Here is a 23,146-nt window from a genome sequence, read left to right as displayed (position 1 = left end):
AGGGCTGTCTCGTCTCAGTTTGCCACTGATGCTGAGGCAGCCCTTTGAGTTGAAGGTTTAGATCAGCGCGTCTGCCAGGGGAGGAATCGATCGATGAGGGAGATCAACACGTCTGTTGGGTTGGGTGGCCGCCCGGCCGGCAATCAGCAGCGCATAGACCAAAGCCACGAGCCAAAGCGCACTAAAAACTGCCAACTCCCGCCAGCGCTGCTTTCGTACGATGATTGGCACTTGAAACAGGGCGATTACTGCCATTATTGCTCCTACTAAAATCATTCATTTCACCTCTAGCGGAACCTTAGTGAATCATTTATCAGCCCGGAACGGCGGATGTTGGCGTCTACCTCGATGTTTACAACAAGCCGTGTGAAAAGCTCATCCCACTGATCTTCAATCTGACGCCATTCTTTGGGCATTCTTCGGTAAATTGATTGCCCAAAACCGAAAATATCACTGTTAAATCCCTGGGCTGTGGACAGCGCAGCTTCAATATCGTTGCGAACTGTTTGGGCCAAACGCCGTTCAAGAGAATCCAGTGTTTCCGGGGTCATTTCCAGTGGACTGGTGGTATCCTCAATTCGACCGTCCACACTAACCCTGACCCGAATCTGAACTTCTCCGTCGCGGATAACCGGCTCCATCCGGCTCTGGACTTCGTTGATTTCCACAGTTGCGTACTCAGCAGTTGTTTCTGGTACCTTGATTACCTGTAATGCTCTGATTATCTGCCCCTCGACCCGGATAATCTGCCAAGAATTTTGCCTGTTTGCAGGTTATTTTCGGTTTGGTGTCGAACGCTCTCAACGGCATCATGTTTAGGGAGGCACTAATATGCATTTTGTGTGTACTTACAATGAAGTTAGGGATCTGATTGGGAATCTGGAGCGGTTTTGGGTATCAAACTGTGGTTGCCGGGAAAGTGCGGGGAAATGCAATCAGTCCAGGATGGACGTATGTATCGGTTTTTTCCCAGATGCAACCTCTGGCGGCAGTGAGCACAGGGAAATAACCCGGGAAGAGCTTGAGGCAATCATCTCTGAGGCCCGTGATAACTTTCTGGTACCGAGGCCCTATCGGGATAAGGCCGGAGAGACTGTTGAGGGAATTTGTCTCTGTTGTTCGTGCTGCTGTCATTATTTTGTTAACCATGATTCTGATTGCGAGAAGGGTGAAATGATCGAGGAGACGGATTTTGAAACATGCACCCATTGCAGCAATTGTATCGACATCTGTGCTTTCGGTGCCCGGGTGATTGAAAATGGCGAGTTGGTTGTCAAACGGGAGTTATGTTATGGCTGCGGGGTGTGCGTGGATGTCTGCCCCCAGGAATCGATTACGATGATTGGTCGCTAATAAAAAACCGCCTTTCGGGGCGGTTTTTTGATGTCAGTGATTGTCAAATATCCAATTCAATACAGGATCTTGATTATTGATAATGTCATCGCGAGTCAAAGGAACAGGGATATCTGGCATCACTGCTTCTTGATAATTATCTTCGGTGTTGGGCATTATCCATTTTCTTATCGATACCCCATAGGTCAACCCACTGTTGGGGAGTTCCAGCCATTCGCAATGGCCGAATGCGGAAGTGGCGTTGCCTGTGGGGTCGCCGATGGTTTGGCCTAGATCATTGAATTTAAGGACAGCCGCCATGAGCTTGCCGGAACTGAAGGTGGTGTTTGAAGTGGCAATGTACAAATCGCCGTCAAAGACATGCTCCGCTTGTTGCTGATTGCCACGATTAATCGGGATATTGACGACTTCGTAAAAATCGGCGTAGTTTTCAACGTTTAGGTAAATTCTTCGATAACCCTTGAATCACCGCCAATATTGTTCCTTAAATCGAGGACTACAGTGGGAATATCTTGTTCATCTACCTGCTGAAAGAAGGAGGCGAGCGCTTCCCGGTATTCTGGATTATTGGTACACCGGTTTAGCCGGAATAGGGCTGTGTCTTGCTCGGGATAGAACTCCGTTTCCACCAGCTCGTAGTCAGGCAGGACCTGTTCAGCGATGAGTTGGACTGTAACTTCGTTTACTTCGTCGGCTTTGTTTTTTACATTCATTGTTACAGTTCTGTCACTGTTGAGTAAACCCAGCCCGTAGGGTATAGTCATGGGTTAATAACCCAGCGCCCCTGTGCCGTACCCAGTAGATATTCTCTGTTGAGATAATTTCATGGAGCTCAGCGAGGATATCCGCTGCATCCTTATCATTGATGCTGATAATTTGGTCCCCTCTTTCGATTTTGTCGCTCTGGCTTATGGTAACTACTGGACCTTCTTCCAGCCAAGCGAACCGGATTGGCAGGGATTCCACCTCGCCCCGATAGTAGATTAAGGCGTGGCCGTCATCAAGGGGTTTAACAATCCTCATTAGCTCGAGCATAAATTCTGTCTTAGCTAAAGGTTTGTCGATACTTTCAAAAATCTCGTCATATGTTGCCTCGAAAGCTGCTGCCAGCTCCGGGTCTGTGCGGTATGCTGGGTGAATCAGTTGGTAATAATGAAGAAATTCTTCCAGGTCTTCGCGCATCTCTTGCACGCTCAATTTTATTCGGATCGGGGCTGCAAGCGGTAAGCAAAATTGTAAAGGTAATGCAGATAATAAGCAGTCGTTTTCTCATCGTGGCCTCCTATGAGCTTATTTGCTTAAAATTATAAACTGATAGCAGTAAATGGTAAGAGATGTCACAGTATTGTTATAAATACTTGACAAATCAGGGATTGCTATATATCCTATACATAGATATACGATGTATAGGAGTCCGAGAGTGAGGTGGGGAAATTGAAGGTCAGCAAGGAGCTTGTCAAGGGCAGTACGGTGATTCTGATCTTGAGTTTGCTGGAATCAAAATCAATGTATGGCTACGAGATGATTAAGGCGATTGAGGAGAAGTCGGCCGGGACATTCAGCTTCAAGGAGGGGACGCTGTATCCAATCCTCCATGCCCTGGAGGCAGACGGTTTGGTGGAAGCGTACTGGGAGCAGGCAGCAGGGACTCGCAAGCGCAAGTATTATCGGATTACTGCCAAGGGGCGGGCCCAGGCCCAGGCGAAGAAGGAAGAATGGGTGATGTTTAAGACAGCGGTAGATAGGGTATTGGGGGGTAAGCTGATATGGAATTAATGCAAAACAGTCAGTTCCGGGCCTATGTGCAGGCTGTCTGCGAGCAGATTCGCTGGCAGGAAGTGCACGGGGAAGTGGCCAGGGAGTTGGCTACACACGTGGAGGAAACCGCTCAGGAATATGTGGAGCAGGGGCTGGAAACTGATACTGCGATTGTCAAGGCGCTGGAGCGGATGGGCGATGCGGCAGTTGTTGGCGCAGATTTGAATAAGGTGCATCGGCCCAAGCCGGACTGGCTGCTTGTCGGGCTTACGATTATGTTGGCAGGTTTCGGGTTTTTGATTGCTCAAGTGTGGGACTTGGGAATGACTAACTGGCTGTTTATTTGTATCGGTCTTGCTTTGGCGGTTGTATTTCCGGAGCGAAACTGTGGCATTTAATTTTGTCCGCTAGCCTGGGGATTGGCTTCGCGGTATTCAGTATGTTTGCTTCAGCGTATCGATTGAATCGACTACGGACATTAATTGAGCCGACCCGAGACTCGCTAGGTTACGGATGGTTGCCATTGCAGCTGGAGTCAATGCGTGAGCAGGCTGGACTTTTTGGCCAGGGCCTGGGGCGAGAGCAATGGATGGCACCGGTTTTTGAAGAGACTGTTTTGACCAATATCATCTATACCTTCGGGTGGCTGGCGGGGATTGCCTTACTCGTGGTAATAGGTTTGTTTATTTTCCGCACGGCGACAATCGGGTTCCGGACCCGGGATCAATACGGTCAGTTTGTTGTGGCAAGCATCGCCACCATTTTTGCAGTTCAACTTGCACTAAACATCCTGGAGATTTCAGGCTTTGTATCACTTATCGCATTTAGCCTGCCATTCATCGGGTTTGGCGGAGTAGGGTTTATCTTGAACATGGCCATGGTTGGCTTGGTGATGAGTGTCTACCGGCGCCGGAAACTGAGTATTCAGGGAGAGGTTAGTCGGTGACGATTTATGTAATTCTACCCGGATTGTTGCTTCTGTTTATCTACATCATAATCGACTTTATTCGCCACCGGACGCGGAATTTGCTCTGGCGCTTGATATTTTACAGCCTAGCGTTTTACGGGATTATGGTTTTGCATGTGACGACAGGCGGGATCAACATACCGCCGCGGCCGTTCCCTTGGGCGCCGCCAGTTCAACTGGTGCCTCTGGATATTGTCCGGGAAATGGTCCAGGGTGTGGCCAGCCGTGGGTTCGTTTGGTTTGGCTCCAGCACCGCCCGTCTGAATTTCCTCAATCTGTTGATGTTGATGCCCTTAGGTGTTTATCTGCCTCTGTTGTTTAAAGTTAAGAGTGTAGGCCGTGTCGCGCTCACTGCTGGACTGGTTTCGTTCTTTATCGAGGTGGGACAAATGATTACAACTTATACTGGCCTCACCCGGCCCCGGGGTTTTAATGTCGACGATATCATTCTCAATACCCTGGGGGCAGTGCTAGCGTTTTTGGTCTACCGGAGTCTTAGTCCATACTTGGCGCCGGTTATTGAGAAGGTGGAGAAAAGCGTGTGAAAAAGGGCAGAGAGCCGGGAATCCCGGCTCTCTGCCCTTAGGCATTGGTATTACAGATGGCTGAAGTTAATCAGCTCGACCTGGTTTTGTTGAACCCACTCCCGGACTGCCGGAGATTTTAGGACCTGCAGTTCCTTCACCCGGGGCAGGTTGTAGCTGCTACCAGTGAGGATTACATCATCCAGCCAGGCAGCGTGGCTCATAATCTCCACGGTTTTGTCCTTGAGCTGAGGATAGTTGGTGAAGAAGTTGAGGAAATACTCCTCGCTGACACCGGTGTCGTAAAAGTCGGTAAGGCAGTAATCTGGATGCTTTACCGTGGGTAGTTCTGCCGAATAGACTTCTGTGTAGGGCCCCCGGTCATACTGGGGCGGCACACTGCGAATCGGGAGTTGGAATTCCCTGGCCAGCTTGCAGCTTATCGGCAACAGTTGGGGGTGGTAGTGGAAATGGTGGTGGCCGTCCAGGTGGGTCGGTGTGAACCCGCGGTCGATTAGGAACATGATTTGCGCCCGCCATTCCCGTTCCACTTCTTTGATGTCAAAATCTAAGGTTGTGTTAAAAGGCGGCTTTCGAAAGGAGCCGTCTTTGTTGATTAACGACGGAACCGTGTTGGGCGGCGACAGGGGTTTGCCCATGTCGATGACCAGGTGAATGCCGATGCCTAACTCAGGGCGCGGTTTCGCAAGCTCCAGGGCCTGGAGTGCGGCTGGTGCATTGGCCAGCAGAGTGGTGGAGCGAACGATGCCGTTTTCAAATGCATCGATGATGCCAAAGTTCTGTCCTGGGGAGTAACCGAAATCATCGGCGTTAACTATCAGTTGCATCACAAGCCTCCAAATGCTTTACTACCTCCTGAAACTGAGGCAGATAATCTTTATGGGCGAGGAGCATTTCATCAAGTACCTGGCGGGCGATTCTTTCGTCCTGGACCAGAGGGTTGGTGACCATGGCCACCAGTGCAGTTTCATAACTGCCGGACATGGCAGCCTCACAGGCGAGAATTTCGAATGCCTTCATTTGCTGGATCAGGCCCAGACCGGCGACGGGCAAGCTGCCCATGGTTATGGGGCGGGGTCCGTCTTTGGTAATAAGGGAGGAGACTTCGACAACTACATCATCGGGCAGCGAGGATATCGCGCCGTTATTCACGGTGTTGACCACCTGGATATCCTGTTTGTCGGTGTAGATTGAGGTAATCAAGTCGCAGGCGGCGTCGCTGTAATAGGCGCCGCCTCGTTGTTCCAGTTCAGCCGGCTTATCAGCTAGGTTCGGGTCGGCGTATTTTCTGAATAACTCCGCTTCCATGGTTTTTACCTGTTGGCCCCGGGAAACGCCTGCTTGGTAATCCTTAAGGTTCTCAGAGAGCATTCCCTGCTTGAGCCAATAATAGCGGTGATACGCACAGGGAATTGCGCCCAAACCCTTTAGGAAGGAGTGGGACCAGGGCAGGTCGGTGACATTGTTCATGCTCATTTGCGCCGCTTCTTTGCCCATTTTCGCAAGGGTTTCTTCGAGGACGCTTTTGCCGTCGAGGTAGACATCTAGGCCGAAGACCATGTGGTTTAAGCCGGCTATGTCCATTCGCACCCGGGATTTTTCGACACCAAACATGCGCGCTGCCGCCATCTCCATGCCTATCGGCAGATTGCAGAGGCCGATGAATTTCTTCCACTGGGTGTGGCGGAACACCGCTTCGGTAATCATGCCCGCGGGGTTGGTAAAGGAAATTATCCAGGCATCGGGACAGAGACGTTGGCAATCGTTGATGATATCAAAGATTATGGGGATTGTTCGCAGGCCTTTGAACAGTCCGCCGGCGCCGTTGGTTTCCTGGCCGAGGAGGCCATACTTTGCAGGAATTGATTCATCGAGGATACGTGCTTCAAGTTGACCAACCCGGAACTGGGTGAGGACGAAATCTGCACCGGCCAGTGCCAGCTCCCGGTCGAAGGAAGAGTGGACGGTGATGTCTAGACCCGCTTTGGCAATCATTCGTCTGGCAAGGGCGGTTATTTTTGCCAATTTGTTTTTACCCGCCTCCACGTCCACGAGCCAGAGTTCTGCGACCGGCAACTCATGATGTCGGTTGATGAGCCCCTCTATCAGCTCTGGTGTATAACTGGAACCGCCGCCAATTGCAACCACTTTACATGATTTTTTCATTTATGCCCCTCCCAGTTTATAGATATGATTAAAAAGTGAAGTTGCGCATATTTATTAGTAAGAAAATAAGATATGGGCACTAATTTGTGTTATTAGCTAAAAAACTCTTTACAGATTTATATTAACAATATATAATCATAAATACAAGAGATACCAATGAATTTTTACATAGTCTTCTGGCATCCGAAATTATGGTAAGCTGGAAGAAAGGGAGGGGGAAACATGAAGATTCTGTTGGTTTGTTCTGCAGGGATGTCCACCAGTTTGTTGGTTACAAAAATGGAGCAGGCTGCTAAGGCGAGGGGGATTGAAATTGAAATTCTAGCTCATGCCGCCAATGAAGCCAAAAAACAGCTGGACAAGGCAGACATCATTCTTTTGGGTCCCCAGGTACGGTTTATGAAGGATGAGTTTAGCAAAGCAGCCAGTGTGCCGGTGCAGGTTATTGACATGCGGTCTTATGGCCGTATGGATGGCGCCGCTGTGTTAAGTGCTGCAATAAAGGAGTTGGGAATCGAATAGGGTTAAAACTCAAACCTGGTTGTTGGCATCCAACTGTGGGGAGAGTTTCTATATATACCAATTTCAATACCCTAAGGGGGAGAGAGAATGTCAGGTTTTATTCAGTTTCTGGAGACCCGGTTCGTTCCTATCGCAGCTAAAATTGGCGGTCAGAAACATCTCGTAGCGATCCGTGACGCGTTTGCCGGACTGATGCCACTGATTATGGTTGGGGCTTTTGCCGTACTCTTAAATAATGTATTCTTCGTGCCCTGGTCATTGCTTGCAGAGTTCATTGGTGAAGAGCACGCCTTCATCCAGTGGACCAATGCCAACCTTGCCCCATTGTTCAGTTTCATGGAAAGTGGAACCCTGGCGATTTTGGCGTTGGCGCTTGCTTTCTCGCTGGGTTACAACCGTGGGGTCAGTGAAGAGAAGGACGCTTTGTCCGTCGGTCTGATTAACGTTGCTGTGTTTATCATGTTGGGCGCTTTGGTACGGGATAACCCGGATGTTGCCGGTTGGGTAACTAACTTCCTGGGGGCGCAGGGTATCTTTATCGCCCTTGTTGTCGGCCTGATTGCACCGGAGATTTACTTCGCCATCGTTCGCAAGGGCTGGGTTATTCGAATGCCGGAGCAGGTGCCGCCGGCAGTAACCCGCGGGTTCTTGGCTGTAATCCCGGGCTTTATCACTGTGTTTGTCTTTGCACTCGTCGCGTATTTCTTCAGCAGAGTTCCTGAAATGAGCATTTTCACCTGGTTTGAGACCAATATCTCCGAGGCCCTGATGACTCTGGGGCAGCATATTGGGTCGATTGTGCTGATTTCCTTCCTGATTCCGCTGCTTTGGTTCTTCGGTCTCCATGGCGCCAATATGCTGGAAGCGGTAATGAGCCCTGTATACGGCACTTTGGGACTAGAGAATATCCAGCTCTTTGGCCAGGGAATCACTGAAGTGGGCACAGGCGCCAACGAATTGGCAGTCTGGGTGCGTGGCTCCTGGGATGCGTATGTGTTCATGGGTGGTTCCGGCGCTACATTGCCTCTGATTGCAGCCTTCCTGTTGTTCTCAAAGGTCAAGGAGCATAAGGAAATTGCCAAGTTGGGGACCGCGCCTGGAATCTTTATGATCAATGAACCGATCCTCTTTGGGATTCCGATTGTGTTGAACCCGATTTTCCTGATTCCGTTTATCCTTGTGCAGCCGGTGCTGACGGTTGTAGCTTATTTCGCCACAACTATGGGGATAGCCGGACCGCTAGTCAACGCAGTTCCCTGGACCACACCGCCGATTTTGAATGCATATCTGGCGACCAACGGTTCCTTGGGGGCGGTATTGGTTTCGGTAGTGAACTTGGCGCTTGCTTTCTTCATCTACCTCCCGTTTGTTGTAGTTGCAAATAAGCACCAGCAGAAGGTAGAAGAGGAAGCACGTAAACTGGCCAGCTAACGGCAACCAAAAGCAAAGGGTAGTCCCGGGCAACCGGGGCTACTCTTTGACAATCAAAGGGTGATTCAATGGTTTCGAGTGAAAAGTTAATTAGCAGGAATGTGCACACAGTGTGGCGTCAAATTGAGGCCGAGTTCGCCAAGGCCTTCAAGTGTAAAGTTGATGAATTGCCTGGACGCGAGATTCGGCACAAGACTAGAAGCTATGTGGGAAACCCGATTGAGGTCGTACAAAAAGTGATTGATTATGTGCCGGAAACAACCATCGCCATCCGTTCGGAAAACAATAGCGATATCGTAGTCTCCCGGTACACTGTAACAGAAGTTGATGAAACCATAACGAAAGTAGAGCTGGAGCTGGAGGGTAAGAATGACAAGAGCGTGCTCCGTTCCTGGAATTATTGGTTGATGAGCCTGCCAGTTTTGCGCAGCGGGACTAAAAAGCGGCTGGATTTGCAACTCAACCAGTTGAAATCGGTTATTGAAAGTGAAGGGGCATAAGACAATGATTATTGTGCAGTCACCCTTGAAAAGAGATTATATTATTTCGTTATTGGATGGAAAGACCATCGATTCGGTAAACTTCAGGTTTCATAAACGGGAAGAAATGAGTCTGTATTTTGAACATGATGGAAGCAATGAAGAAGCAGCCGCCATCGCCAAGAAGGCAATAAAGAACTCTGAATTCGGGCCTGCTCTGTTCTTCCGGGTGACATATGACTAGGGCCGGCTTCCCCAAAGACTTTCTCTGGGGCAGCGCTTCCGCTGCCTACCAGGTGGAGGGGGCTCATAGCGCCGACGGCAAAGGCGAGTCTATTTGGGATCGCTGGGTGCGGATGCCGGGCAAGACCTACAAGGGAACAACAGGTGATGTGGCTGCAGATCACTATCATCGTTATTTAGAAGACATTCAGTTGATGAAGGAGCTAGGCCTAAAGTCCTATCGCTTTTCCATTGCCTGGACCAGGATTTTTCCCAATGGTACGGGCGAGGTGAATCAGGCGGGGCTGGAATTTTATAAAAATTTGGTGGATGAGCTGGTAAGCAGCGGCATTGAGCCGATTGTAACGTTGTATCATTGGGATTTACCCCAGGCCCTCCAAGATAAGTATGGCGGTTGGCAGTCCCGGGAGATAATCAAAGATTTTGCTCGGTATGCCGAGACTTGCTTTGTGGCTCTGGGGGACAAAGTAAAATACTGGATTGTATTAAATGAGCCAAATATCTTTACCCAGTTGGGTTATTTGCTGGCCCTGCATCCCCCCGGCATGTCATGTCTCAGGGAGTACCTGCACACATATCATATCACTGCCCTGACCCATGCAACTGTGGTAAAATTGTTTAAGGAGCGAAGGTATCCCGGATATATCGGTTCTTCCATCGCCTTTACCCCCGGTTATGCTGCCAGCGATAGTGTGGAAGACCGTAAGGCGTTGGCTAATTATTATGCTACCACCTGCTGGTGGCTGCTGGATATCTATTACCGGGGAGGGTATCCCGACCGGGGAGTGGATTACTTTTCTCAGCTTGGTGTAATGCCAGCTGTGACCGAAGACGACAACGCCGTGCTCCAGGAGGGGGCCAGGTTGGCGGACTTCATCGGCATCAACTATTACCAAACCGCCATGATTGCCCATAACCCCCTGGATGGTGTGTCCCTGGGTTCGCTAAACACTACTGGCAAAAAGGGGACACAGGCCGAAAGCGGAGTGCCGGGTCTTTACAAGCAGGTCTTTAATCCCAATATTGAATATACTGATTGGGATTGGGCCATTGATTCCGACGGCCTGCGCTATGGAATGGTTCAGCTAAAGGACCGTTACAACCTGCCGGTATTGATCAGTGAAAACGGCCTGGGCGCCTTCGACAAGGCGGAAAACGGAGCGATTAGAGATCCCTACCGCATCGATTATCTGGCAAAACACATTGCTGCCTGCCATGCTGCTCTGGTGGAAGGGGTGGAGCTTTGGGGATATTGCACCTGGTCTTTCACCGATTTATTCAGCTGGTTGAACGGATTCCAAAAGCGGTATGGCCTGGTCTATGTCGATTATGAGGGCGGTAGCCTGAAAAGAATAAAAAAAGACTCATTTTATTGGTATAAGCAGGTAATTGCTGCCAATGGCGCCAATTGCATGGAAAGTCAATGCACAGGGGGTGTATGATGGAAGGACTGGAGTTAATCTGTTTTGAGATGATATCCTTTAACGGCTCTGCCCGCTCAAGCTATGTAGAGGCCATCACCGCCGCAAAAAACAGCGATTTTGCCCGGGCAGAAGAACTGATGGCGGAAGGAAACGAAAGTTTTGAGCAGGGACATAAAGCCCATGCCAAGTTAATCCAAAGGGAGGCAGCAGGTGAGAGTACCGAGATTAAGCTGCTACTTATCCATGCCGAGGATTTGATGATGTCGGCAGAAACCCTGCGGATTATGGCTGAAGAAATGATTGAGCTTTACAAACGAGTTCCATAAGCAAACGGCGCTTGCCTGGGGGCAGCGCCGTTGAATTTTAGACGAAATTGGACAGCTTTAGAAACTTGGTATATTTGTAGTTGTGGATGTCGATGGAGTAATCGAAGATTACACCGCTTTTTAGCATTGCCCGGTTGATGGAGACAAGAGCGGGGTCCCCCGGTGACAGATCGAGGATTTTTGCGTCATGCTCAGTGAGCTTGGCAGCTTCGATAATTCGGTCGACATAGCCAATTTGTTTTTTCAAGTCTTCAGATATATAGCGGTAAATGGAGCCGCTTATTATTTCCCGGTTCAAATAGGGGATGATTTCCTTGTTGAAGTGTGAGTACTCGATGACAAATTTTTTGCCGTCAATTATACGCAGTCGTTCGATAAAGTAAAGCGGGGTCCCGGGAGCGCATTGCATAATTTCGGCCAGGTCTTCGCTGGCGTCAATCAGCTTGAAGTCGATAATTTCCGATTTGACATTGCTGAAACTGGCAGTAAGGCCGCGGAATTCTTCCAGATTGATACAGCCTTCGGTGGGGGCCTTACGCAAAAACATGCCGCTACCCTGGATTGGCATAATAATGCCGCGTTTGACCAGCAGATCGATGGCCTTACGTACGGTGTTGCGGCTAACCTGATGCAGTTCAATCAGGTCGTCTTCGGTAGGCAGTTTGTTGGTCGCATCGTATTTTCCGCTTTTAATATCATGCTCAATGGCGGCAGAAATTTGCTTATATTTAGGACTCATATATTCTTCCTCCGATTATAAGGTTAGCGTCAATGCTAGAGCGCTACTGAATATTATAGCATAAAATTCCATAATAAATATAAGTTATACCATTGAATTTTTCTGTGAGGGAGGAAATCTACGACCGGTAAAGAAATTACTTATAATCGGGACAAGCTCTCGATAAAGTTTATTATAATAAGCGGGGGAGACAATTTGAAACTTATATCCTGGAATGTCAACGGCCTCCGGGCTTGTATTAAGAAGGGCTGCCTTGAGTTTATTGAAGGGGCAGATAGCGATATTATCTGCCTGCAGGAAACCAAATTGCAACCGGGGCAGGTGGAGCTGGAGTTGCCTGGCTACCGACAGTATTGGAATTACGCTGTTAAGAAAGGTTATTCGGGCACGGCGGTATTCAGCCGCAGGGAACCAGTATCGGTGGAATACGGACTGGGTATTGAGGAGCATGACCAGGAAGGGCGGGTAATCCGCCTGGAGTTCGAGGAGTTCTATTTGGTCAATGTCTACACTCCCAATTCCCAACGCGGGCTCGCCCGGCTGGACTACCGAATGGAATGGGAGGATGTTTTCCGTAACTACGTCAGAGAGTTGGATGGGCAAAAGCCGGTTATTGTTTGCGGCGACTTGAATGTGGCCCATAAAGAGATTGATATCAAAAATCCGGCTGCTAATCGGAAGAATGCCGGGTTTACTGATGAGGAGCGGGAGAAGTTTGGTCTGCTCTTGGAGCAAGGCTTTATTGACACTTTCCGGCACTTTTATCCCGAGAAAACCGGCGCATACACATGGTGGTCATATATGCGTAACGCGCGGGAGCGGAATTCCGGCTGGAGAATTGATTATTTTCTGGTTTCACAACGACTGAAAGACAAACTGACGGACGCGCAGATTGAAGCAGAGGTAATGGGCAGCGATCATTGCCCAGTGGGGTTAGAATTAGCGCTATAAAAAAACACTGACCAGCCAATAGGGTTGGTCAGTGTTGGTATCAACCTACAGGTAGTGCTTAAGCAGCAAGAAGCCAGCTGCCACTGCGCTGTAGCCTAGTGCAAACAGTGGCATGGTGGCGCCACCGGTGACCGGGAGGCTCTCTTCGGTGTCATCATCACCGTTGTCGTCGCCGTTGTCATCACCGTTGTCGTCGCCGTTGTCATCACCGTTGTCATCACCATTGTCATCGCCATTGTCATCACCGTTGTCGTCGCCATTGTCATCACCGTTGTCGTCGCCGTTGTCATCACCATTGTCATCGCCATTGTCATCACCGTTGTCGTCGCCATTGTCATCGCCGTTGTCGTCGTCTAACTCCAGGAGTTGCCAGCCGAACCAATCAGTATTTGGCGCAAAATTGTTATCGGTTGTGGTGGTCATGGTGTAATATAGTGCAGTATCGATATTTTCTTTGAGATGGTTAAAGGGGACTTTCCAGCGCACTATCTTACTGTCAACAGGCAACTGATAGTAATCTTCATGATTGTAGGTTCGGAGAACCGTTAGGTTCTGTCCCGGGCTTCCGAGTTTACCTAATACAATCTTTATGTCGGATTTATTGCCGCTTTTACTAGTTTGCAACCCAACCATCAAGATGGCCTGATTAAACTCACCGGTGTTTTTTGGGAAAGTTTTGTCGGTCAGGAAAAAGTGCGCAGTCCATGATAATTGATGGTTGCTTTCTAAATCAACAAGTCCATTGATATGAAGCTCAAAATACATATAATTTTCATCTATTGCGTAGCGTCCTGCTGTTTCACCTACGATGTCCAAGGCAGTGGGTTTGCCAGATATATTATTCCCCATTGGGTTTATGCCTGCGATGGCAGGTTTGTCACTGGCCATGTCTACCCATACCAAGTTATCCCAAGAGTTCTCAGCCGTTTGCCCAATACCTGGGGTAAGAACCAACACCAATGCGGCAGTAATAATTAAGAGTTTGTTCCGCATGTTTCTTGCACCTCCTTATTTTTTTGGTAGCGGGTATTCTGCCAATTTTTTCCGGAATTATGCCGGGATGTCTGAAAATTGTGCAGGTGAGCTAGATATATGAGGCTGGAGGGTGAAATATTCAAAAAAAATAGCCCTTTTGGGCTATTTGGTATACAAACGCAAGCGATTATCTGGTTTGGGAGACAAAAAGAAATATGTTTTCAGACGAGGAGGAGATTTATGCTGGATTTACTCGCCAAACGTTGTAGCGTACGCAAGTTCAGCGACAAGCCAATTCCGAAGGAAGTGGTGCCAATCAATATTAGAAGCGGGCAGGCTGTCGCCCTCGGGTGGAAATGAACAGTCCTGGAAATTTGGTGTACTTACCGATAAAGACTTGATTGCCCAGGTCGCCGAGGCTGCCTATAATCAGCGCTGGTTGAAATCAGCGCCATTGTTAATTGTCTTGGTAACTGTAATTGTGGCGGCTGAACGGGGAGGCAGAGATGTGCAGGCGGCGCGGTTTCCCCATTTGGCGGCGGAATTTCGGGCGCTGGACAACGAACTTTACGGCAGCCTGAATATGGAAGAGCATCAGACGAAGATTCCAGGCACCCATATGGTTCTGCAGGCGTTGTCGGCTGGCATCTATTCGACTTGGGTTTCGTACTTTGATGTTACAAAAGTAGGGAGCCTGTTGCATTTACCGGCAGACAGTATTGCCTCGGAGATTATCGCTTTCGGTTACCCGGATTCTCCCCCGAAAATCCAGGCCAAGAAGTCACTGGAGCAATTGGTTTTCTATAATCTATATCAACCATAATCCCTAAAGGACTGCCTTCGGGCAGTTCTTTTTTGTGAGCACTAGGGACATTAATATTGAGCAGGTTTTGCCCCTGTTTTTGGGTGTGTCGTTGGGAGGTAATGGGTAAGGCTTGTCAAAGTACACTAAATTAGAGTTTATACTGTATGTTGACAAGTGAGAGTTGGTATTCGTCTAGATTTGTAAAGCAAAATTATGCGCGGAGGTGTATTAATGGCCGAAATTGCCATCTTGACCCCTGGTTGGGATGTACTTTCTGCGCCGCTCTGGTATGCTAATCAGAATGGCACAGTCGTGTATTTCAATAAAGCATGGCTGCAGTTTCGGGGCAAAACTGCAGCTGAAGAAGCGGGTAATGGGTGGTATCAGGGTGTATACAGCGCGGATTTGCAGTCTTTTCTGGAGACGTTTCAGACTCATTTTGAGCGACGAAAACCGTTTTCACATACTGTCCGCCTGATGCATCGTGACGGGGTTTATAAATGGGTGACATTAGAAGGGCAGCCGCTTAGCTCAGAAACAGGTGACTTCCTGGGCTATATAGGGCTGTGCCAGACGGCATTGGATTGTGAAGTTGCTAATCAAGACTGTAGCAAGATTTGTAAGAGTTTGTTTGAGACTAGCCATGCCGTTATTTTGCTCATTGACACAGTCACAACGGAAATTGTTGACGCCAACACTGCCGCATGTAATTTTTACGGCTATTCCCGGGAAGAGTTGACTTCATTGAAGTTGACCGACATTAACATCCAGAGCCAGGAGGAAGTTATGGCGAACATTAACCAGACAATTGCGTCTGGTCATCAGCATTTCTTGCTGAAACATCGTCTGGCATCCGGAGAGCTGCGGGATGTGGAGATCTACAGCGGTCCGATTTTCTCTGACAGCAAGCCACTATTGTTTTCCATCGTCAATGATGTCAGTGAGCAAAAAAGGGCCGAGGCGGAGCGGAAGGTGTCTGAGAAATTGCTGCGCTCAATCGGCGACAGTGTGACAAATCAAATACTGGTTCTCGATGCGAAAGCCAATATCTTGGCTTATAACAATCCCTGGCTGGAAAGCATACAGAACAGATTGACTCTGCCAGCAGGCAAAGATGTACTAGTGGGGAGTAATTTTGCCGAACTCTGCGGATTGTTGTCCGGGGGTAAAAATACCGCCTGTCAGCGGGTGCTGGCGGAATTAGGGGCACTGGTTGCCAGCGGCGAAGAGCTGCGGGAATTTGAACATATGTGTTCTGTTCAGGGCTCAAACAAGTGGGGGTTGTGGCGGATTCGGCGGATGGAGGCCCCAGGAGAACAGTTTATTGTCAGCCATGAAGATATTACAGCTCAAAAATGCGAGGAAACACGTTGGCGTCAGGAAGTTGCTGCTGCGGAGGCCGCAAACCAGCTGAAGGGACAGTACCTGGCCAATGTCAGTCATGAGATCCGGACCACCCTTAACTCAATAATCGGCATGGGTGACCTGATGAATGACACAGAACTGACCAGCGAGCAAGAGCATTACGTCCGGGTTTTTGCCACTGCCGGCAATCATCTGTTGGAGCTTATAAATAATATAATGGATATATCTAAACTGGAGGCTGGGGCGACGCAGCTGACCGAAACCAGATTTAGCGTGCTGAAGCTGATTGAGGAAATTGGTGAGTACATGGGGATCTCAGCGCTGAAAAAGGGCCTCGCTTTCGCCTGGTACATAGAGCCGGGAATTCAGGAAGAGCGACTGGGAGATCCAATTCGCCTGCGTCAGGTTCTGATCAACCTTCTGCAGAATGCAATAAAAAACACCTCCGACGGTAATGTCTTTCTACAGGTAACACGAGGTTCAAATCCCGATGAATTGTTGTTTTCGGTCTCTGATACAGGCATTGGAATTCCGGTCCATAAACAAGTGTATATTTTTGAACCCTTTACTCAACATCAAGCCAGCGCTGGGGAGGTTCGCAGCAGCAGCGGGTTGGGACTTTCAATTGTCAGGCACTTAGTGCACCTAATGGGCGGAACAATTACGGTGACCAGCGAACCGGGCAAGGGCAGCAAATTTTGCTTCAATGCTCGGCTGGTTGCCACTGAGCAGATGGCTGCCCCGTTGCAACCACCTGCCTTCGCTGGAGAGATTATTGTCTTGGACAGCTGTTGGGTGACCAGGAAAGCAATCGGGTCAATGCTCGCGGGCACACGAGTTAATTGTTTTGGCGATAAATTAGAATTTGAAACGTTTATCCTCGCCCAGGAGGGAAATCCCAGGGGACAAGTTCTCTTGCTCATTGCCTGGGAAACCCCAGACTTGGCGGAGTGTATATCGAGAATTCAGTCATTGTATGAACAGGCACAAGTCCTGGTCTTGATTAAGCCAGGGGATATCGACCGGTTTCTCTGCCTTAACGCCTCAATTGGCGCTAACAATTATTTGACAAAGCCAATTCGGCAAGCGGAACTTTACGCACATTTGCGGGAAACGATTGCAATTTCAAAAAACATTGGTCCTGGGAGCCATCCAGCTTTTATAGGTAGTGGCGAGCGGGTGCTGCTGGCAGAGGATTCAGAAGACTCCCGAATGTTAATCAGTGCATTTCTGCGGAACACCGGTGTGCAACTTGATATTGCTTGTAATGGCCAAGAGGCTGTTTCCAAGTTTAAGACCAATTTGTATGATTTAATTCTAATGGATATACAGATGCCGAAGCTCAACGGGTTAGAAGCGACGAAGCTGATACGGCAAATAGAGAGGGCCCAGGGGCGGCAGCCGGTCAAGCTAATTGCACTAACCGCCTATGCCTATGATGACGAGGTCATGACGATGATGGAGGCTGGCTGTAATGGTCATTTGGCAAAGCCCCTGAAGCGCGCCGAGCTGCTGAGGTTGTTGTCCGCAGAGCTTTCACGTTAGGCCTAGAACACTATTCTAATCGGGGGCGAAACTTATGAATTTAATTGATGTGTTATTAAGAATCCGTACAATCTTGCTGCCTGACGGAGATTTGCAAAAACAATTTGCAGATATCTGTGCAGTATTTGATTGTCGATTCGGGTTTGTTTTGAGTTTGGAAGAGCCCAATGGATTTGGCGCTATTCATGCCAGTAGAAATGTTGACTCAGGTGATCTTAACTGGATATACCAGCTGTCCTCCAAGTATATCGTTGATTCAGTTCTTAGCCATTGGCAGTATCGCGCGGTCAGCAACGACCCGGGGTCACTGACGATGAGTGAGGAAATGCGAAAACTTGTGAACAAGTATGGTATTAATGCCATGGTTGTCTTCCCGTTGGGCACTGATACTGAGCCACAGGGGCTATGTTTTTTTCTTAACGACAAGCCAATAGATTGGGCACCGGAGGAACAACAACTGCTGGAGCTCTGCTGTCAGTTTTTTAGTCATACTTTAGGTTCTCAAAGGAAAACAAAAGTGCTGCAGGCAAAACAGGCGGAATTGGAAAAGGAGATTCATTGGCATCAGAAGGCACAGCAGGTTGTCCATGATTTGGAGCGCTATAATCGCCTTTTATTGGATAGCTCCGGCGATGGTATCTACGGAATCGATATGGAAGGAAATTGCGAGTTCGTTAATAGCAGAGCTTTAGAACAGCTGGGTTACCAGCGCCACGAATTGCTAGGCAAAAATATGCATGCTCTGCTGCACAGGGATAGCCAGGGAAACAGCTTTTCTTTGAAACAGTGCGAAATTCACTACCCCACTAATTACACCGGCGCTCGCAATGAAAAAAGCATGATCCAACGCAAAGACGGAACTTTGTTTCCAGTAATCTATTCTGCTAATCCAATCAACCAGCGGGGGGAAATAACTGGTGCAGTTGTGACGTTTACGGATATCTCCAAACAGGTTCAGTATGAAAAGGCATTGCGAAGTTCAGAGCGCTTCGCCCACTCAATTGTCGACGGCCTCGCGGCGCATATTGCAATCGTAGATGAAGCAGGAGAAATTATCGCAACTAATAAAGCATGGAAAACATTTGCTATTAACAATGGAGGCGAGCCAGAGGCCAATCTTGGTTTAAACTATCTGGATGTTTGCCACCGCGCTCGGGGGAAATGGTCCGACGGGGCAGCAGAGTTCGCCGCTGGTATTGAAGCAGTACTCAATGGTGAAGCTGATACTTACACCCAGGAATACCCCTGCCACAGTGAAGAAGAACAACGATGGTTTATGGGTCGGGTGACCCGCTGTGCTGGCGCCAATCCTGTGCGGGTGATAATTGCCCATGAAAATATCACTGAACGTAAACTGGCGGAAGCGGAGGCGCTTAATGCCAGTCGGGCAAAGACCCAGTTCCTGGCCAACATGAGCCACGAAATTCGAACGCCGATGAACGCGGTAATCGGCATGTCTGAGTTGCTTCTGGATACGCCTCTTAATGATGAGCAGGCCAAATATGTCTCTACCTCTTTGGCCGCTGGGGATCATTTGTTGAATCTGATTAACAATGTCCTGGACATGTCGAAAATAGAGGCGGGCGGTATCGAGGTCAGGGAGTCAGATTTTGATTTGGAAGATACATTGGAACGTAATCTGGACTTTCTGGCGGTGCGTGCCCACCAAAAGGGCCTGGAACTAACTTTGTATATCGCTCCCGATGTCCCACGAACGTGGCGGGGGGACGTGAACCATCTCCAACAAATACTCGTAAACCTTGTGAATAACGCCGTGAAATTTACCGAGTCTGGCGAAGTTAATGTCGAAGTTCAGTTAAACAGGCAGGCATCCATACCGGGAACGCTTCAGGTGACGGTTTCTGATACTGGGCCCGGGATCCCCCGGGACCGACAAGAATTTATATTCGACAGTTTTTCCCGCCTGTCAACTACCCGGGAGGGGACCGGCCTTGGTCTTGGCATCGCCCGTTCTCTGGTTACTACCAACAACGGACGGATCTGGCTGGAAAGCGAACCGGGCCAGGGGAGCCGCTTTTACTTTACACTGGCGTACACCCCGCTTACAGAGCCAGACATAGAACAACGTCATCTGGAGGGACTAACCGGCCTGGTGGTGGATGACAATGCAACCAATCGGCTAATTATCCGGGAAATTTTGAGCCGGCAGGGTGTTGAGATTGTCGAAGCCGATGGCGGGCGCGGGTGTTTGCAGGCAGTAAGCGCCAGACGGAGACAGGGACAGGCCTTCGACCTAGTGATTTTGGATTATAAAATGCCTGATTTGGATGGCTTGTCCGTTGCCCGGCACATATGTTTAAACTCTGAAAACCGGGAGCCAGTGATACTGATGCTGACATCCGAATCGCAGAACGCCAGCATCCAGAAATGCCGGGAAGCGGGAATAGACACCTACCTTGTCAAGCCTGTTAAAAGACGAGAGCTGGTCGCTGTCGTGGAAAGGATTACAGGCAGCAAGCAAGAAACCAACAGAATTGTTGCTGAAAAGAAACCTATGCGTCCGTTGCAGATACTTCTGGCAGAAGATTCTGAGGACAACCGCTTGTTGGTCGGAGCATTGTTGAAGAATAGCGGTCATGCTCTGGATGAAGCCGAAAACGGTCGCCAGGCGCTGGCAATGTTTGCCGCCAAGAAATATGATCTTGTTCTCATGGACATGCAAATGCCCGAACTTGACGGACTTCAGGCGACAGAAGCGCTTCGGCAGATGGAGGGGCTGGCCGGGGCCGAGCGTACTCCGGTTGTCGCCCTTACAGCATACGCGTTTGAAGAAGACAAACAAAAGAGTCTGGACGCCGGATGTGATTTCCATTTGTCCAAGCCGATCAAGAAACAAAGATTGAGGGAGGTTCTGGATATGTTTTCAGAGAAAATACCGACAAACCCGAAAAAGCCGATAGTGCCAGAGTCTGTCCTGGATCTTGTGCCGGGATTTTTGGGTAATGTTCGCAGAGATTTAAGCGCGATTAGCGATGCTCTGGAAGCTGAGGAGTATCAAACGATTAAGGTGCTGGGGCATCGGCTGAAGGGTGCAGGCGGTGGCTATGGTTTCGACTACATTACCGAGCTTGGCCATGCGCTAGAAGCTGCAGCTGCCAATGAGCGCCGGGATGATATCGTCTATTTGACCAGGCAGCTGGATGAGTACCTAAAGGAGGTTGAGCCGGAGTATGGAAACACCAATAATCTTGACAATAGATGACGATGAAAATATCAGCATGCTGATACAACGTTTTCTGGAGCCTGAAGGGTATGAGGTTCTGGCCGCCGGCAGCGGCGAAGTTGCGCTAGCGATGGTAAAGGAAACTGTGCCGGATTTGGTGCTGTTGGACGGCCTGATGCCGGGGATGGACGGGTTTCAGGTTTGCCAGCGACTGCAGCAAGAGTTTGAGGACCAATTTGTGCCAGTTGTGTTTTTAACAGCATTGGATGGCGAGCAGGATCGTGCCCGGGCCCTGGCAGTAGGAGCCGCCGGCTATCTGGTGAAGCCGCTGACCAGGGATGCGCTGTTGGAGACAGTGACCAAACACCTGGATATGAAACAAAAGTGGGGTAGCATCGAGGCCGGATCTTCGGCCCCTGTCCAGCTCAAGCATGTGGATTTTGTTCAGCATGTTGTTAAGCAGTTGGCGCTGTCCTCCGAGGCGGAAAGCTGTCTCAATGCCGCAAAATCGGGAGATTTATATGCTGCAGCAAGGGAGATAGGGATTAGCGACAACCGGCTGGCTAAACTTATTGCCGAGTATATGGGGTTCCGCTTAGTGCAATATATCGAGCCCGATAAGATAAAACTGGAGGCGTTGCCGGCATCCTTCTCCCGGGCAAATAAAGTGGTAATACTGGAAGATGATACGATAGTGCTCAGCAACCCCTTTGACATGTTGCTGATGGATTCTTTGTCAGCGGTAGTTGCGCCCGAAGCCATGAATCAAATGGCGATTGCGGAACCGCAGATTTTCGAGGATATGCTCAGCAAAACCCCGGTTGAATATTGGTCGGATCGGCTGGTCACCACTGCTATTAACATGGGCGCTGGCGACATTCATCTTGAGCCAGAAGCCGGTAACGGCCTGGTTAGTATTCGTGCCAGCGGGTTTCTGGTGCACAGGGTTAAGCTGGCAGATAATCTTGCCACACGGGTCATCTCCCGGTTTAAAGCCCTCAGCGGGATGAACATTGCTGAAAAGCGCAGCCCTCAGATTGGCGTCTGCGCCTTTGACTATGGATTTAACCATTACCGCTTGCGGATTTCGACGCTGCCAACGCCCATCGGCGAGACCATGCATGTGCGTGTGCTGGCCCAAGATGCTGTTAAACTTGGCCTTAGCGGGTTGGGAATGGAGGCGGGGCTGGATGCGGATTTACGCGGGCAGGTCCGGGGAGCAAGGGGGTTGTTCTTGTTTATCGGCGCCAATGGCGCGGGGAAAAGCACCACAGTCAGTTCACTGGTCAACGAGCTCAGCGAATCCCTGTCAATTATCAGCATAGAGAATCCGATTGAGTATTTCCTGGTAAATGTCAATCAGCAACAGGTGAACAGCAAAGCTGGCAACGACGAGCAGCAGTTGTTGAACAATTCATTGAATAAATTACCGGACCTCTTGTTTTTGGGGGAAATCCGGGACAAGACCAGTGCCCAGGCGGCAATGAGCTGTGCTCGGAAGGGAACTGGGATTATCAGTACGATGTCCGCCAAGGGAGTTGTTTCGGCGCTGGAACTGCTTATGACGCTGGATGTTTCTACGGACGATCTGGCCCGATATTTATCCGGACTGGTCAGTCAGCGTCTGGTGCGCAAACTGTGCCCGGAGTGCAGTCATCGTTATCAGGCAATGGAGGAAGAGTTGTACAGACTCAGTAAGTATGGCTTAGACTATACCGGGGAAATATGCAGACCTGTGGGTTGTTCCAAATGCGGCAACTCCGGCTACATGGGCTATACCGCTATTTACTCCCTGGTGACTGCGGAACAGTTGCGCTCAGCGTTAGCGGGCGCCGAATCGGTACGGTTGGCTTTGGAGAAAATCAGGGGACATGCTGTAGAGCGGCTTATCGAGCAGTGCCGCGTCAAGCTCCAGAGTTGTCAATGTGACATATCGGAGATTGCCCGGGTTTTGGAACGGGAAGTACCGGTGGTTGCAAGGGGCTCGGTGTTGGTTGTCGACGATGACCCTAATATCTGCTCGCTTTTGGAACGATATCTTGCAGATTCCGGCTATCAGGTCACCACCGCAGGGGACGGTGTTGCCGCCCTTTTTGAATTGGGGCAAGGGCAGTTTGACTTGGTAATTTCGGATATCAACATGCCGACCTTGGACGGCAAAATGCTGGTGGAGTTGATGCGCCAGAAGACGATTGAGACACCAGTGCTGCTTATTTCTGCTTCCGAAAATCTTGCTGACAGCGCCCGGTTGCCGATTGCCCATCGCTTGCCAAAGCCCTTCAGCCGGGAACAATTGCTGGAGACTGTGCAAACAGTGATGAGTACACAGTGATTATCCGGCATTCGCTAGCAGGGGATGAATCAAAAT

General features: G+C 49.5%; 23 protein-coding genes and 2 pseudogenes. 16 read left to right on the top strand and 9 right to left on the bottom strand.

Annotated features, from left to right (window positions below):
• Positions 1-57 precede the first annotated feature (57 nt).
• Both FH749_10520 and FH749_10515 read right to left on the bottom strand, forming a co-directional pair.
• Positions 58-276 (bottom strand): hypothetical protein, encoded by a 219-nt coding sequence (locus FH749_10520; GenBank protein MTI95898.1) that lies wholly within the window; start codon positions 274-276, stop codon positions 58-60.
• 11 nt (positions 277-287) lie between these two features.
• On the bottom strand, positions 288-746 hold the full coding sequence (locus FH749_10515; protein MTI95897.1) for a hypothetical protein: 459 nt from the start codon (positions 744-746) through the stop codon (positions 288-290).
• A gap of 85 nt (positions 747-831) precedes the next feature.
• Between FH749_10515 and FH749_10510 the strand changes: the two genes are divergently transcribed.
• Entirely contained in the window at positions 832-1,353 is a 522-nt protein-coding gene (locus FH749_10510) for a hypothetical protein (protein ID MTI95896.1), read from the top strand.
• Positions 1,354-1,386: 33 nt separating this feature from the next.
• Here FH749_10510 and FH749_10505 read toward each other — a convergent pair whose 3' ends face one another.
• Genes FH749_10505 through FH749_10495 form a run of 3 tightly spaced genes read right to left on the bottom strand, consistent with a single transcriptional unit; the run spans position 1,387 to position 2,535 of the window.
• On the bottom strand, positions 1,387-1,800 hold the full coding sequence (locus FH749_10505; protein MTI95895.1) for a hypothetical protein: 414 nt from the start codon (positions 1,798-1,800) through the stop codon (positions 1,387-1,389).
• Positions 1,791-2,117, bottom strand: a complete 327-nt coding sequence (locus FH749_10500; GenBank protein MTI95894.1) for a hypothetical protein — start codon at positions 2,115-2,117, stop codon at positions 1,791-1,793. The genes FH749_10505 and FH749_10500 overlap by 10 nt, the downstream gene beginning before the upstream one ends.
• Entirely contained in the window at positions 2,080-2,535 is a 456-nt protein-coding gene (locus tag FH749_10495; GenBank protein MTI95893.1) for a hypothetical protein, read from the bottom strand. Before FH749_10495 ends, FH749_10500 begins: the two co-directional genes overlap by 38 nt.
• A gap of 252 nt (positions 2,536-2,787) precedes the next feature.
• On the opposite strand from FH749_10495, the gene FH749_10490 reads away from it, so the two are divergent.
• Genes FH749_10490 through FH749_10475 form a run of 4 tightly spaced genes read left to right on the top strand, consistent with a single transcriptional unit; the run spans position 2,788 to position 4,623 of the window.
• A complete protein-coding gene (locus FH749_10490) occupies positions 2,788-3,129 on the top strand; it encodes a PadR family transcriptional regulator (GenBank protein ID MTI95892.1) in 342 nt (113 codons plus the stop codon).
• Entirely contained in the window at positions 3,120-3,509 is a 390-nt protein-coding gene (locus FH749_10485; GenBank protein MTI95891.1) for a hypothetical protein, read from the top strand. Before FH749_10490 ends, FH749_10485 begins: the two co-directional genes overlap by 10 nt.
• The gene (locus FH749_10480; protein MTI95890.1) at positions 3,443-4,057 is read left to right on the top strand and encodes an FtsW/RodA/SpoVE family cell cycle protein; all 615 of its coding nucleotides are present in this window, start codon (positions 3,443-3,445) and stop codon (positions 4,055-4,057) included. Before FH749_10485 ends, FH749_10480 begins: the two co-directional genes overlap by 67 nt.
• A complete protein-coding gene (locus FH749_10475) occupies positions 4,054-4,623 on the top strand; it encodes a VanZ family protein (GenBank protein MTI95889.1) in 570 nt (189 codons plus the stop codon). The genes FH749_10480 and FH749_10475 overlap by 4 nt, the downstream gene beginning before the upstream one ends.
• Before the next feature lie 50 nt (positions 4,624-4,673).
• Here the strand turns inward: FH749_10475 and chbG are convergent, their stop codons facing one another.
• On the bottom strand, positions 4,674-5,450 hold the full coding sequence (gene chbG, locus FH749_10470; GenBank protein ID MTI95888.1) for a chitin disaccharide deacetylase: 777 nt from the start codon (positions 5,448-5,450) through the stop codon (positions 4,674-4,676).
• Positions 5,434-6,789 carry a 6-phospho-beta-glucosidase gene (locus FH749_10465; GenBank protein MTI95887.1) on the bottom strand — a complete coding sequence of 452 codons (1,356 nt, stop codon included), beginning with the start codon at positions 6,787-6,789 and terminating at the stop codon, positions 5,434-5,436. Before FH749_10465 ends, chbG begins: the two co-directional genes overlap by 17 nt.
• A gap of 222 nt (positions 6,790-7,011) precedes the next feature.
• Here FH749_10465 and FH749_10460 point away from each other — a divergent pair, with 222 nt between their 5' ends.
• The 6 genes from FH749_10460 (at position 7,012) to FH749_10435 (ending at position 11,214) form a co-directional block, all read left to right on the top strand.
• Positions 7,012-7,311 (top strand): PTS sugar transporter subunit IIB, encoded by a 300-nt coding sequence (locus tag FH749_10460; protein MTI95886.1) that lies wholly within the window; start codon positions 7,012-7,014, stop codon positions 7,309-7,311.
• An 87-nt stretch (positions 7,312-7,398) separates the two neighbouring features.
• A complete protein-coding gene (locus FH749_10455) occupies positions 7,399-8,742 on the top strand; it encodes a PTS sugar transporter subunit IIC (protein ID MTI95885.1) in 1,344 nt (447 codons plus the stop codon).
• A gap of 68 nt (positions 8,743-8,810) precedes the next feature.
• On the top strand, positions 8,811-9,242 hold the full coding sequence (locus FH749_10450) for a hypothetical protein (protein ID MTI95884.1): 432 nt from the start codon (positions 8,811-8,813) through the stop codon (positions 9,240-9,242).
• 4 nt (positions 9,243-9,246) lie between these two features.
• Positions 9,247-9,465: a hypothetical protein gene (locus tag FH749_10445; GenBank protein ID MTI95883.1), complete on the top strand. Its 219-nt coding sequence runs from the start codon at positions 9,247-9,249 to the stop codon at positions 9,463-9,465.
• Complete coding sequence (locus tag FH749_10440) at positions 9,458-10,906, top strand: glycoside hydrolase family 1 protein (GenBank protein ID MTI95882.1); 1,449 nt, start codon at positions 9,458-9,460, stop codon at positions 10,904-10,906. The genes FH749_10445 and FH749_10440 overlap by 8 nt, the downstream gene beginning before the upstream one ends.
• A complete protein-coding gene (locus tag FH749_10435) occupies positions 10,906-11,214 on the top strand; it encodes a PTS lactose/cellobiose transporter subunit IIA (protein MTI95881.1) in 309 nt (102 codons plus the stop codon). Before FH749_10440 ends, FH749_10435 begins: the two co-directional genes overlap by 1 nt.
• Before the next feature lie 37 nt (positions 11,215-11,251).
• On the opposite strand, the gene FH749_10430 is transcribed toward FH749_10435, so the two are convergent.
• Positions 11,252-11,953, bottom strand: a complete 702-nt coding sequence (locus FH749_10430) for a GntR family transcriptional regulator (protein MTI95880.1) — start codon at positions 11,951-11,953, stop codon at positions 11,252-11,254.
• Positions 11,954-12,148: 195 nt separating this feature from the next.
• Here FH749_10430 and xth point away from each other — a divergent pair, with 195 nt between their 5' ends.
• Positions 12,149-12,904 (top strand): exodeoxyribonuclease III, encoded by a 756-nt coding sequence (gene xth / locus FH749_10425; GenBank protein ID MTI95879.1) that lies wholly within the window; start codon positions 12,149-12,151, stop codon positions 12,902-12,904.
• Between the two features lie 150 nt (positions 12,905-13,054).
• On the opposite strand, the pseudogene FH749_10420 reads toward xth, so the two are convergent.
• Positions 13,055-13,255 (bottom strand): annotated as a pseudogene (locus FH749_10420) (hypothetical protein).
• A gap of 864 nt (positions 13,256-14,119) precedes the next feature.
• Here FH749_10420 and FH749_10415 point away from each other — a divergent pair.
• The 4 genes and pseudogenes from FH749_10415 (at position 14,120) to FH749_10400 (ending at position 23,110) form a co-directional block, all read left to right on the top strand.
• Positions 14,120-14,702 (top strand): annotated as a pseudogene (locus tag FH749_10415) (nitroreductase).
• 195 nt (positions 14,703-14,897) lie between these two features.
• Positions 14,898-17,594, top strand: coding sequence for a PAS domain S-box protein (locus tag FH749_10410; protein MTI95878.1), 2,697 nt, complete (start codon positions 14,898-14,900; stop codon positions 17,592-17,594).
• Positions 17,595-17,628: 34 nt separating this feature from the next.
• Positions 17,629-20,817 carry a response regulator gene (locus FH749_10405; protein MTI95877.1) on the top strand — a complete coding sequence of 1,063 codons (3,189 nt, stop codon included), beginning with the start codon at positions 17,629-17,631 and terminating at the stop codon, positions 20,815-20,817.
• Positions 20,786-23,110, top strand: a complete 2,325-nt coding sequence (locus tag FH749_10400; protein ID MTI95876.1) for a response regulator — start codon at positions 20,786-20,788, stop codon at positions 23,108-23,110. The genes FH749_10405 and FH749_10400 overlap by 32 nt, the downstream gene beginning before the upstream one ends.
• The last annotated feature ends 36 nt before the right edge of the window (positions 23,111-23,146 follow it).

The organism is Bacillota bacterium (genome assembly GCA_009711825.1).
Taxonomy (GTDB): domain Bacteria; phylum Bacillota; class Proteinivoracia; order UBA4975; family VEMY01; genus VEMY01.
This window is presented reverse-complemented; position numbering and strand designations above follow the sequence as displayed.

Coding starts and splice junctions, on each gene's coding strand:
- FH749_10520 (MTI95898.1), bottom strand. CDS start 276: ATGATTTTAGTAGGAGCAATAATGGCAGTAATCGCCCTGTTTCAAGTG.
- FH749_10510 (MTI95896.1), top strand. CDS start 832: ATGCATTTTGTGTGTACTTACAATGAAGTTAGGGATCTGATTGGGAAT.
- FH749_10500 (MTI95894.1), bottom strand. CDS start 2,117: ATGACTATACCCTACGGGCTGGGTTTACTCAACAGTGACAGAACTGTA.
- FH749_10495 (MTI95893.1), bottom strand. CDS start 2,535: ATGCGCGAAGACCTGGAAGAATTTCTTCATTATTACCAACTGATTCAC.
- FH749_10485 (MTI95891.1), top strand. CDS start 3,120: ATGGAATTAATGCAAAACAGTCAGTTCCGGGCCTATGTGCAGGCTGTC.
- chbG (MTI95888.1), bottom strand. CDS start 5,450: ATGCAACTGATAGTTAACGCCGATGATTTCGGTTACTCCCCAGGACAG.
- FH749_10465 (MTI95887.1), bottom strand. CDS start 6,789: ATGAAAAAATCATGTAAAGTGGTTGCAATTGGCGGCGGTTCCAGTTAT.
- FH749_10460 (MTI95886.1), top strand. CDS start 7,012: ATGAAGATTCTGTTGGTTTGTTCTGCAGGGATGTCCACCAGTTTGTTG.
- FH749_10455 (MTI95885.1), top strand. CDS start 7,399: ATGTCAGGTTTTATTCAGTTTCTGGAGACCCGGTTCGTTCCTATCGCA.
- FH749_10450 (MTI95884.1), top strand. CDS start 8,811: ATGGTTTCGAGTGAAAAGTTAATTAGCAGGAATGTGCACACAGTGTGG.
- FH749_10445 (MTI95883.1), top strand. CDS start 9,247: ATGATTATTGTGCAGTCACCCTTGAAAAGAGATTATATTATTTCGTTA.
- FH749_10440 (MTI95882.1), top strand. CDS start 9,458: ATGACTAGGGCCGGCTTCCCCAAAGACTTTCTCTGGGGCAGCGCTTCC.
- FH749_10435 (MTI95881.1), top strand. CDS start 10,906: ATGGAAGGACTGGAGTTAATCTGTTTTGAGATGATATCCTTTAACGGC.
- FH749_10430 (MTI95880.1), bottom strand. CDS start 11,953: ATGAGTCCTAAATATAAGCAAATTTCTGCCGCCATTGAGCATGATATT.
- FH749_10410 (MTI95878.1), top strand. CDS start 14,898: ATGCGCGGAGGTGTATTAATGGCCGAAATTGCCATCTTGACCCCTGGT.
- FH749_10405 (MTI95877.1), top strand. CDS start 17,629: ATGAATTTAATTGATGTGTTATTAAGAATCCGTACAATCTTGCTGCCT.
- FH749_10400 (MTI95876.1), top strand. CDS start 20,786: ATGGAAACACCAATAATCTTGACAATAGATGACGATGAAAATATCAGC.